Genomic DNA, 11,551 nt, shown 5'->3' on the forward strand with positions numbered 1-11,551 from the left:
ATTTATTGATATAAGAAGAAATATACAGGCAGGTAAGATAATTAAAAATCTTTCTCAGGGCTACTCGCTTTTGCGTAAAGTCTTTTAGGTATGCGTCCGGAGAGGAATGCAAGTCTTCCCGATTCACAGGCTAATTTCATAGCCTTTGCCATGTTCACAGGATCTCTTGCAAGAGCGATTCCTGTGTTAAGCAAAACTCCTTCGCAACCAAGTTCCATAGCGATTGTTACATCCGATGCCGTACCAACACCGGCGTCAACAATAATAGGAACTTTTGCTGATTCCAGAATAATTCTTATGTTATTCTTATTTAAAATACCTTGACCTGATCCGATGGGGGCACCGGCAGGCATAACACTCGTGGCGCCAGCATCCTCTAGCTTCTTCGCAATGATAGGATCATCTGATGTATAGACAAGTACGGTAAACCCTTCCTTTACTAAAGTTATTGTTGCTTTCAGAGTCTCAATGGGATCAGGGAGCAGTGTTTTTTCATTACCAAGCACTTCCAGCTTGATCATATCAGATAAACCAGCTTCCCGGGCCAGGCGGGCTACTCTTATTGCCTCATCCGATGAATAACAACCTGCTGTATTTGGTAAAATCGTATATTTTTTTGTATCAATATAATCCAGAAGGGATACCGATTCATTAATTTTTGCTCTTCTAACGGCAACGGTGACAACTTCTGTTCCGCTAGCCTCTAAAGCGTTAACCATCTCTTCCATGGAAGTGTATTTTCCTGTGCCAACAAAGAGTCGGGAGGTAAATTCATACCTTCCAAGCTTTAGTTTTGTATCCTCTGTTATTTTTTCGATTTTAACCACCCCCAACAAAAGTTACCACTTCCAGGATGTCTGCATTATTGAGAACGAATGTGGAAAATTCTTTTCTTGGAATAACGTGCAAGTTTAATTCTACAGCAACACGATTCTTGTCGATCTTAAATAAATCGAGCAATTTTTCTATAGTTATTCCTTCTCCACACTCCTTCAATTCACCATTTAAAGTAATTTTCATTTTTTATTTACAACAGCTTGTTACCGTGTTGGATTTTTTTGACCTTATGTATTCGTCAATTGCCTTTGCAGCTTTCTTTCCCGCACCCATAGCAAGAATAACCGTTGCAGCGCCTGTTACAATATCCCCACCAGCAAAAACACCTTCTTTATTTGTTTTACAGGTTTCTATGTCTGCTACAATATTGCCCCATTTATTTACTTGTAAATCAGGTGTAGTGGATGGAACTAATGGATTTGGACCATTACCAATAGCCATAATTACACATTCAACGTTCAATACAAATTCCGATCCCTTTACCGGAATGGGACGCCTTCTGCCTGAATCATCGGGTTCGCCCAGTTCCATTTTCACACATTCAAGACCACTCACCCATCCTTTTTCATCACCGAGAATTTTTATCGGATTGGTTAAGAATCTAAATTGTAATCCCTCTTCTTCACCATGATGAATTTCATCTACCCTTGCAGGCATTTCATCTCTCGATCTTCTATAAACGACATATACATTTTCAGCGCCAAGGCGAAGTGCCGTTCTGGCTGCATCCATGGCGACGTTTCCTGCGCCAATTACGGCTACATTTTTCCGCATGGCGATTGGTGTTGAGTATTGAGAATTGTAAGCCTTCATTAAATTAACCCGGGTGAGATATTCATTTGCTGAGTACACGCCATTCATATTTTCTCCCGGGATCCCCATGAACATAGGCAAGCCAGCACCGGTACCGACGAAAATAGCATCAAAGCCATTCTCTAATAATTCATCTACCGTTTGTACCTTTCCAATAACGGCATTCACTTCAATTTTGACTCCTAATTTCCTGAGGTACTCGACCTCTGATTCTACGATAGCCTTTGGTAATCTGAATTCAGGTATACCATAGACTAAAACTCCGCCGGTTTTATGTAATGCTTCGAATATGGTTACATCGTGTCCCATCTTTATGAGTTCACCTGCACAAGCAAGCCCAGCAGGACCTCCGCCTACAATCGCTACTTTATAACCTGTTTTTGCAGGTAATTCTGGTATAGTTACTGCATTATGATTTCTTTCGTAATCGGCAACAAAACGTTCCAGATTTCCAATTGCCACGGGTTTAAACTTCTTGCCTATAATACAAACCTTTTCGCATTGATCCTCCTGGGGACATACCCGTCCGCAAACTGCTGGCAGTGCATTTGTTTCTTTAATCTTGCGTGCCGCAGCTAAAAAATCTCCTTCTGCAATGAGTTTGATGAATCCGGGGATATCTATGCTTACCGGACATCCGTCACGGCAAAGAGGTTTTTTGCACTGCAAACATCGTAACGCCTCTTGGCGTGCCATTTCTGGTGTATATCCATAGGGTACCTCCTCAAAATTTTTTACCCTGTTTACCGGATCTTGTTCAGGCATCTTTTGTCGCGGGATAGCTCCCATTTTTTTTGCACCGGTTTTTTCAGCACTTGTTCCTGCACCTGAAAGGCCTTCTGCCAATTGATCTATAACAGCATGTCCTTCCGTAGCATGCATGGAGGCATGGACTTTGTGTGCTGTACCCGAACGCTCTTCGGGCGGCTTCCAACAGGTGCTGTCTTTACTTACATTTTGCACCCGCGGATCTCCGTCATTGCTGATATATGTTTTTAAACGCTGCACTAAATTATCGTAGTTTACCTGATGTCCGTCAAATTCCGGACCATCTACACAAACAAACTGAGGCTTATTATCTATGAGTACCCTGCAACCGCCGCACATGCCTGTTCCATCCACCATAATCGGATTAAGACTTACAATTGTTTTGAGATTATAAGGTTTTGTAAGTTTGCTAACTGCACCCATGAGAGGCACAGGCCCTACTGCAAATACGATATCAATCTTTGTTCCTTTATTAATTAATTCTTGTAATATTTGAGTAGGAAATCCTTTTGAACCTTTTGAACCATCATCAGTTGCAATCATAAATTCATTGCTGCATGCCTGCATCTCTTTTTCACAAATCAAAAGGTCTTTATTCCTTGCACTAATAATCGATATTACCCGATTACCTGCTTCGTGGAGAGCCTGAGCAATTGGCATTACCAGGGCAATTCCTAAACCGCCTCCAATACAGACAGCTGTTCCATAATTTTCAATATGTGTGGGATGCCCTAAAGGGCCAACAACATCTAAAATATAATCACCGGCATTTAAGTTAGATAAATGACGTGTTGTATTACCAACAACTTGAAAAATAATAGTAATCGTTCCACGAATAGTATCTGAGCCTGCTATCGTTAAAGGTATTCTCTCACCCATTTCGTCTATACGAAGCATAACGAATTGTCCTGCTTTTCTCTTAAAAGCAATTTTAGGCGCATCAATTTTCATTAAAAAAGTAGATTCTGCAATCTTTGCTTTTTCTATAACTTTAAACATATTTTTCCCTCACACTATTGGAATTATTCTTGGGATTTTTTATACAGTACTATGGAAAAAAATTAAATTATAAATTTTGATGGTAACTTATCTACAATTAAAATGCAAGGGAAAAGAGGGTTTGACAACGGGATTTATTCAGCATATAATTCTTTTGTAAGGGTAATCCTCAATGACACAATTTTTTGAGAGGATATTGCCATCAAGTTGCAGTTCATTACACCTTTCTCTATTCCACCTCTTACTATTAAGAAATATGCAGTTTGTGTATTCAAGTATAAAAGATACCAAAGTAGAGAAAAATATGCAGGGGTACTAAGGAGTATTTATCGTTGAAAGAGGCTAAAGATACTACCATAAAGATGTATACTGACAAAATTCATGATATTATAAAACGATACGGTCGCTTTCTTCTTACTACCCATGTTCGGTCAGATGGAGATGGTATCGGAGCTGAAGTTGCCCTTTATTACGCGTTGAAAAATATGGGAAAGTCAATAAGTATTGCCAATGATTCTCCTATCCCGCAAATTTTCAGATTTATTACTCCTGATGCAGGGATGTACATCTATCCTCAACTTCCTCCAGAACAGGCAGAAGTTGTCTTTACTTTGGATTGTCCCACTCTTGACCGACTTGGGAGAATAAGGGAGATTATCCCCAAAGATGCAATAATTATAAATATAGATCATCATGTATCCAATGAATATTTTGGCAATGTAAATTGGGTAGCAGAAGATATGTGTTCTACGGGTGAGATTATCTTTACCTTACTGAAAAATATAGCTATTGACATTACTCAGGATATTGCAACTGCACTTTATATTGCGATTGTGACGGACACCGGACGATTTACCCATGCTAATACTACACCGGATGCATTAAGAATAGCTGCTTTTCTTATCGAACATGGGGCAAGACATACAGAAATTTCGCAATACGTTTACAATACGAATCCTTTTAATTTAATTCAATTGAATGCTCTGGTACTTAATACGGTAAGACTTCATGCAGAGAATCGAATTGCTACCGTCTGGTTGACCAAAGATATGCTGGAAAAAACACATGTTAATGCTATCGATGCACAGGAGTTTGCCGATATTCCCATATCAATCGATGGTGTTTCTATTGGTGTGTTGTTTCGTGAAATGACGCAACCTAATTGGGTTAAGGTAAGTTTGAGAAGTCGGAACGGATTTGATGTGAATGCTATTGCTAAAAAGTTTGGAGGTGGTGGCCACAAATATGCGGCAGGTTGCGAGATACCGGGAAGTATCGCGGAGGTACAGCAAATCATTCTTCATGAGCTGGAGAAGGCATTGTTAACGGAAAACAGATTATAAAAAGAATTCTTAAGAGAGTGTATTTCATAGTTTTATTGCATATAAAAACAATAGTGTTTGTATGTATCCGGATGAGATAAAAAAAGAGTTAGCTTCTATCATTAGCATGGTGAAAGTCAAGATTGAGATTGAAAAGGGATTTGGTATTGATACAGTTACCTTTACAAATACAAAAGTGAGTGATGCAATACATCAAATTTCACCAAATTCTTTTACAGAGATTAAGTCTACCGAAACTCCTGTAGTAGCAAAATCTATTGGAATACAAGCCTTTATGAATACAAAAGAAACAAAGATTAAATTACTGGAAGAGTTGCGGCATGAGATGTTGGTTTGCCACAAATGTCCTTTGAGTAAGACACGGACAAATCTTGTTTTTGGTGTTGGCAACTCTATGGCAGATCTTATGTTTATAGGTGAAGCGCCAGGTCGCGATGAAGATCTTCAAGGTGAGCCATTCGTTGGTCGGGCAGGTCAATTACTTACGAAGATTATTGAGGCTATTGATATGAAGCGCAGTGATGTTTATATTGCCAATGTTCTGAAGTGTCGTCCGCCAGGAAACCGCAACCCCCTTCCAGAGGAAATTATTATCTGTATACCGTACCTTATTAAGCAGATAGAGATAATTCAACCAAAGGTATTATGTGCTCTCGGCGCCTTTGCAGCACAAGCGTTACTGAATACAAAAGCTCCTGTTGGCACTTTAAGAGGCAGATTCCATGATTATAAGGGTGTTCCTATGATGGTTACCTTTCATCCGGCTTATCTCTTAAGAAACCCGAATGATAAAGCAAAAGTTTGGGATGACATGAAGAAGGTGCGAGATTTTTTAAAAAATGAATTCACGTGAAAAACATTTGATGTATTTGAATGCTTACATTGATGCTGTTTAGATAAGATGCTATTTCTCAAATAGAGGTGTTGATAAGGTTTCTGAAGTGCTGCTTCCTATTGCATACAGATGATTATCATTTGATCCGATATAGATAGTTCCATCTGCTCCAAGTGCCGGAGACGATTCGATGGCATCTTTTGTTTGAAACGACCATTTAAGTGTTCCATCAGCATTAATTGCATAAAGTTTTCCATCACTCGATCCGATGTAGACCGTTCCTTCTGCATCTATAGCAGGAGAGGATGCTACCCAATTGTTTGTTTTAAAACTCCATCTGAGTTTACAATCTGGATAGACAGCGTATACAAAGCCGTTATAAGAACCAAAAATAATTGTACCATCGTTTGCAATAGCAGGCGTACCATGGATGGCTTTTCCGGTGTTCACATACCATTTTATAGTGCCATTTGGCTTGAGAGCGACTAATCTGCCGCTATCTGTTCCCGCATACACCGTTCCATCATCTCCTATTGATGGCGAAGAATAGGATGAATATACACCTGTGCCAATCCGTTTCATCCATTTTTCTACTCCATCTGAAGACAGCGCATGCAATGCACCACTTGTTTCAAAGAGATAGATAGTGCCGTCTGTCCATATTGCAGGTGAGGCTGTTATATTGCTTTTTGCAGTATATTTCCATTTTAGTTTACCATCAAGGGTAAGGACGTAGAGGTTGTTATCGTCTGATCCAAAACAAACAATATCAGATGTAACGGTTGCAGAAGAAAGGATAATACCGCTAGTTGTGAATGTCCATTTAAGCTTTCCATCAGGGGTAATTGCATACATTTTTTTATCTCTGGAACCAATATAGATTGTTCCGTCATCACCGATTGCAGGCGATGCGGTTATTTCATTGCCCACCTGAAAAGCCCATTTTGTGGCTCCATCCCTATTAAGGGCGTATAATCTTCCATCAATAGAACCAAAATAAGCAGTGCCATCAAGCCCAATTGCCGGAGAAGATGTAATACGGGTATCAATCTTGAATGACCATTTCAGGGTATTCGTTGGCGCTCCTTTATAACTACTTTGTCCTGTATGCTGTATATCACCCCTAAACATCTGCCAAGGAATTTTTGGAGTTTCTGCCAATAGGGATTTGAAATTAAAAAAGGCTAAAACTATAATGCAGATAAATACCATTAAATACATAGAAGATTTTATATGCGTTAATTTGTCTTGCAATTTTAGAATATGTTCTATCACTAAAGCAGCCCCTCATTCATGATACCATTCATTTTTATAGCAGATCGTGCTTATCCGTAAGCTTTGTACTTTTGCCGATTTCATTATTCTTAAATATTATGTATTTAAGGAGAGTATGAATACATTATCAACCGATAATAATGCAAACAACTCAGTATGTCAATAAAAGAATATTTTATTAAAGAAATTTAATATGAAGATAATAACGGGAAAATATGTTTTAATTAAAGATTAAAATAGATTAGAGTTTAACGCAGGAATAGAAAATAGAACTTGGAATGGTGTTCATAATACAGTCATGGTCAAGGATGGTATCAGGTTAAAAGATTTTATCAGTTTTTTTAAAAGTATTAAGGTTAAGCTTATTTGTTACTTTATCCTCATGACAACACTTCCCATCCTGATTGTAAGCAGTACGGCATATAATAGCGGGAAGAAGGCTTTAAATGAGGGAGTTATTGAAAAGCTTACTACTATTTCTGATTTAAAAAAGACGCAATTGAGTAACTGGCTGCAAGAGAGGATTGTTGATATTGGTGTTCTTTCAACAAACAAATCATTAGAAGTATCTTTCTCCAATCTGCTTTACTTAAGAAAGGCATTTCGTAGTATTGATAAGATGAAGGAATCAGAAATTGGTGGGGTGTATTGTAATAGACTTTCGGAATATCTACATCAACTGAAGAGAAAGTTTATTTATTGCGATGAAATTTCTATCATAGATGTAGAAAACGGTGAAATAGTAATATCTACTAATGAATCAAATGTTGGACTGGCAGACGGAGATTACCGGTATTATCTTAATGTATTGGAAAATCATAGTATGCCTTTTAAAGATATTCATTATTCGAAATATACAAAACGTATAGGAATGACCTTCTTTGGGATTATGAAAAGAACAGATCCTATTACACTTGAGGAAACAGAGGTTATTAACGGTATTGTTGTTATCCGTGTAAACACGAACGATACTATAGGGCCATTAATAGGAGAATGGCCTGGAATGGGAGAAACGGGTGAGACATTATTAGTTCGTCGTGAGGGGAATCAATTAGTCTTCCTTAACAATATGCGGCATCTTGATGAGAATACTGCGTTGAGTATGAGCATTCCTGTAAGATCATTTGTGCCAGAATCATTTATCTTAGACCCCAGGGAAGAAGGTATTATGGATACTTTTGATTACCGGGGGAAGGATGTCCTTTTAGCCTTTCGGTACATACCTCATATGAAGTGGGGATTAATGGTAAAACAAGATGCTTCTGAAGCCTTTAAACCTATTATGGAATTAAAGAATCAAGTAATTACCCTTGCAGTTACCAGTGTATTAATTATTGTGATTATCGTTTTTATCCTAGCATATGGGATTACCCAGCCCATTCTTCAGTTAGTTCAAGGTGCTAATGCTATCGGGAAGGGAAAACTTGGGTACCGTATTTCCATTAACTCGCAAGATGAAGTAGGTGTGCTTGCATTGGAATTTAATAAAATGGCTGAAAAATTAGAAGAATCATATGCGGGGCTTGAACAAAAGATCCAGGAGAGAACCGTGCAATTGAAAGAATCTGAAGAAAAATACCGGGAATCTATTAATTTAGCGAATGATGCTATTTTTACCCTGGAAATTGATTCAGCCCAGATTATTGATTCAAATAAAAAGGCTGAGGAATTATTGGGATATTCAAAATATGAATTGGGCAAAAAGAAGATATGGGAAATTATCCCTGAGTATGACCGGGAAAAGACAAAGCAATTGTGGATGATGATAAACAAAAGAGGCTCTGGTATGCTTGATAACGTTGATTGTCAACACATCGATGGAAGACTTGTTCCTACCAGTATTAGTGCCAGTGTTATAGAATATGGTAAAAAAAAGACTATTCAATGGATTTGCAGGGATATTACTGAAAGGAAAAGAATGGAATTGCAATTGATTCAAGCTGAACGTTTAGCTGCTGTGGGAGAATTAGCTGCCGGTGTTGCCCATGAGGTAAATAATCCATTAGGAGGATTACAGAATTTTGTAAAAATGATGAAGAAAGAACCTGAAAATATATCGCAAAATCTGGAATTTCTGGATTTGATGTCAGAAGGACTTAAGCGGATCGAGGTCATTGTAAAACATCTGATGACATTTTCCAGACCTTACGCTACTCACATGTCTAATCATAGCTTAAATGAGATTGTTGAAAATTCCTTACGATTTGTAGATCATAGGATAAAAGAGCAAAATATACGTTTGGATAAGATTTTATCTCCTGGTCTTCCCGAAATCTATGGAGATGCAGATAATATTTCACAGGTTATTATCAATATTATTGTGAATGCATTGGATAGTATGTCAGACGGCGGCAATCTCATACTAGAAACTGGTTATTGTGATAGCCAGCCATTGAGTATACAAGTCAAGATTGCTGATACAGGATCGGGAATTCGGGAAGAAATAATAAATAAAATATTTAATCCGTTTTTTACTACGAAGGAGATGGGAAGTGGGTTGGGGCTTGCCATTAGTAAGAGAATTGTTGATGATCATAACGGGAATATAATGGTTAAAAGTAAGGTAAGCGAAGGAACAACGTTTTATGTGTGTTTACCGGTGAGAAAAGCAACAACCATAACATGACTTATGATAAAGTATGCATAGAACTGAAGCTGCACCTTATGGTTTTTATAACATACGAATTAGGTAATTCTTTTCCAGCCTCTCTGCAGTAGGTTTTGTAGGAGATATTTTTGTATTAAAGGTAAATTTAGGGGTAAATTATGGGCAGTAAAGTATTAATAGTCGACGATGAAAAACTGATGAGGATATCTTTAGAAAGTCAATTAAGGAAGGAAGGTTATAATGTAAAATCAGTAGATAATGCTTTAGATGGGTTAAAAATAGTAAAATCTGAAGAATATGATGTGGTAGTGACTGATCTAAGATTATCAGGTATGGGTGGAATTGAACTTTTAAAAGATATTAAAAAATATAATCAAGAAATTATTGTTGTTATTATGACAGCTTACGGTACTCTTGAAAGCGCTGTATCAGCGATTAAGGAAGGGGCATATGATTATATCGCAAAACCATTTTCTACAGATGAATTGATTATTAAACTTCAAAGAGCACTTCATTATAAGAACACAACTGCTGAAGTCAATCGCTTAAGAAAGGAAATACAGGCTGAATTTGAGTTTTCTAATATTATTGGTAACAGTGAAGCTATGAAAAAGGTAATCGAGACGGTTAAAAGTGTTTCAGAGAGAGACACCACTGTTCTTATAAAAGGAGAGAGTGGAACTGGAAAGGAAAAAATAGCAGGTGCTATCCACTACCATAGTAATAGAAGAATGGGGCCGTTTATCAGGGTGAGTTGTGCCGCATTAAATAGAGAAATACTGGAAAGTGAACTTTTTGGGCATGAAAAGGGTGCTTTTACCGGCGCTGTTAAGACAAGACGAGGAAGATTTGAATTGGCAAATGGTGGCTCAATTTTTTTAGATGATATTGATGATGTCCCATTGGATATGCAGGTTAAGCTGTTGCGGGTACTCCAAGAGAGAACGTTTGAAAGAGTGGGAGGAGAGGAAACCCTTTGTGTTGATGTAAGGGTAATCTGTGCAACAAAAAAGGATCTTTTGGAACACATAAAAGAAGGATACTTTAGAGAAGATTTATTTTATAGATTGAATGTGGTGCCCGTTAATATTCCACCACTTCGTCAAAGGAAAGAGGATATTCCGCATTTAATCAATTATTTCTTGAAGAAGTTTGTATCTCAATACGAGGATGCTTTACCAAGTGTTTCAAAAGAGGCATTGGATGTGTTGCTGGCTTATGACTGGCCTGGAAATGTGAGGGAACTTGAAAATGTTATTGAACATGCTATCGCATTCTCTAAGTTAAAAGGTATTTCATTGGAAACACTTCCAGAGTATTTAAGAAAACTTGATGTACGAACAGATCTATTATCAATGAATTTATCTAATAAAGAGACAATAAATTTACAAGATGCACTTACGGAAGTTGAGAAAAAACTTATACAATGGGCACGCCAAAAAGCAAACGGTAATCAAGTAAAAATGGCAGAGATATTAGGTATTCCACGAACAACACTTCGTAACAGATTGATGAAATTGCAGTTATTCGAAAATGCGACATCATGATGTAAATTATGACTATAAATATAAAATTATGTGACCATAAATAGTCATGTTATATCTTCCCTGTATTCAGCAATATAGAACAATTACCTCAAAATAAACTGTTTTGTGTTGACCATTTATGGTCTTTTGTTTCAGAATGGCTATTTTTGTAGTATTTACCTAATAATAATTAATACAAACACTTAAGATATGTATTATATGAAAATTGATGTGTGGCACTGTTATTGCTAACTCTCTAACAATCTTTAATTGTACGTGCTTGCAGAGTCCTAATAAGGTATTCAATTTGTTTTTGTGAAAGGAGGTGGTCGGTCAGGATTATTTGAGTTGTAGATGGTTAAAAATAGTAGCAAAAGTGATGTAGGTGTAGAGCCGTATGAAATTGGCTCTAGTCTATTATTCCAACGTTTAGTTCAAAGATAGATAGAGGAGGTAGCGGATGAAAGGAAGAGGTTTGATAGGTGCGTTGGTGATAGGGGTATCGGTGGTGGTAGGGGGAGGGGTAGCGAGTGCGGGGTACATACAG

At 37.6% G+C, this 11,551-nt stretch carries 8 protein-coding genes; 4 read left to right on the forward strand and 4 right to left on the reverse strand.

What is annotated here, in order from left to right:
• Positions 1-41: 41 nt before the first annotated feature.
• The 3 genes from FBQ94_RS08465 to FBQ94_RS08475 are packed head-to-tail and all read right to left on the reverse strand — an operon-like array spanning position 42 to position 3,417.
• A complete protein-coding gene (locus FBQ94_RS08465) occupies positions 42-809 on the reverse strand; it encodes a thiazole synthase (RefSeq protein WP_040543292.1) in 768 nt (255 codons plus the stop codon).
• 10 nt (positions 810-819) lie between these two features.
• Positions 820-1,020: a sulfur carrier protein ThiS gene (thiS, locus tag FBQ94_RS08470; protein WP_007219991.1), complete on the reverse strand. Its 201-nt coding sequence runs from the start codon at positions 1,018-1,020 to the stop codon at positions 820-822.
• A gap of 3 nt (positions 1,021-1,023) precedes the next feature.
• Positions 1,024-3,417, reverse strand: coding sequence for a bifunctional dihydroorotate dehydrogenase B NAD binding subunit/NADPH-dependent glutamate synthase (locus FBQ94_RS08475; protein ID WP_007219990.1), 2,394 nt, complete (start codon positions 3,415-3,417; stop codon positions 1,024-1,026).
• 332 nt (positions 3,418-3,749) lie between these two features.
• Between FBQ94_RS08475 and FBQ94_RS08480 the strand changes: the two genes are divergently transcribed.
• Positions 3,750-4,760 carry a DHH family phosphoesterase gene (locus tag FBQ94_RS08480; protein WP_007219989.1) on the forward strand — a complete coding sequence of 337 codons (1,011 nt, stop codon included), beginning with the start codon at positions 3,750-3,752 and terminating at the stop codon, positions 4,758-4,760.
• A 61-nt stretch (positions 4,761-4,821) separates the two neighbouring features.
• Positions 4,822-5,613: a uracil-DNA glycosylase gene (locus FBQ94_RS08485; RefSeq protein WP_007219988.1), complete on the forward strand. Its 792-nt coding sequence runs from the start codon at positions 4,822-4,824 to the stop codon at positions 5,611-5,613.
• 51 nt (positions 5,614-5,664) lie between these two features.
• On the opposite strand, the gene FBQ94_RS08490 is transcribed toward FBQ94_RS08485, so the two are convergent.
• Positions 5,665-6,870, reverse strand: a complete 1,206-nt coding sequence (locus FBQ94_RS08490) for an outer membrane protein assembly factor BamB family protein (RefSeq protein ID WP_007219987.1) — start codon at positions 6,868-6,870, stop codon at positions 5,665-5,667.
• Positions 6,871-7,168: 298 nt separating this feature from the next.
• Between FBQ94_RS08490 and FBQ94_RS08495 the strand changes: the two genes are divergently transcribed.
• Positions 7,169-9,496 carry an ATP-binding protein gene (locus FBQ94_RS08495; protein WP_007219986.1) on the forward strand — a complete coding sequence of 776 codons (2,328 nt, stop codon included), beginning with the start codon at positions 7,169-7,171 and terminating at the stop codon, positions 9,494-9,496.
• 140 nt (positions 9,497-9,636) lie between these two features.
• Complete coding sequence (locus tag FBQ94_RS08500) at positions 9,637-11,025, forward strand: sigma-54-dependent transcriptional regulator (RefSeq protein ID WP_007219985.1); 1,389 nt, start codon at positions 9,637-9,639, stop codon at positions 11,023-11,025.
• Positions 11,026-11,551 lie beyond the last annotated feature (526 nt).

Source organism: Candidatus Jettenia sp. AMX1 (assembly GCF_030263775.1).
In the GTDB taxonomy this organism is placed as follows: Bacteria; Planctomycetota; Brocadiia; order Brocadiales; family Brocadiaceae; genus Jettenia; species Jettenia caeni.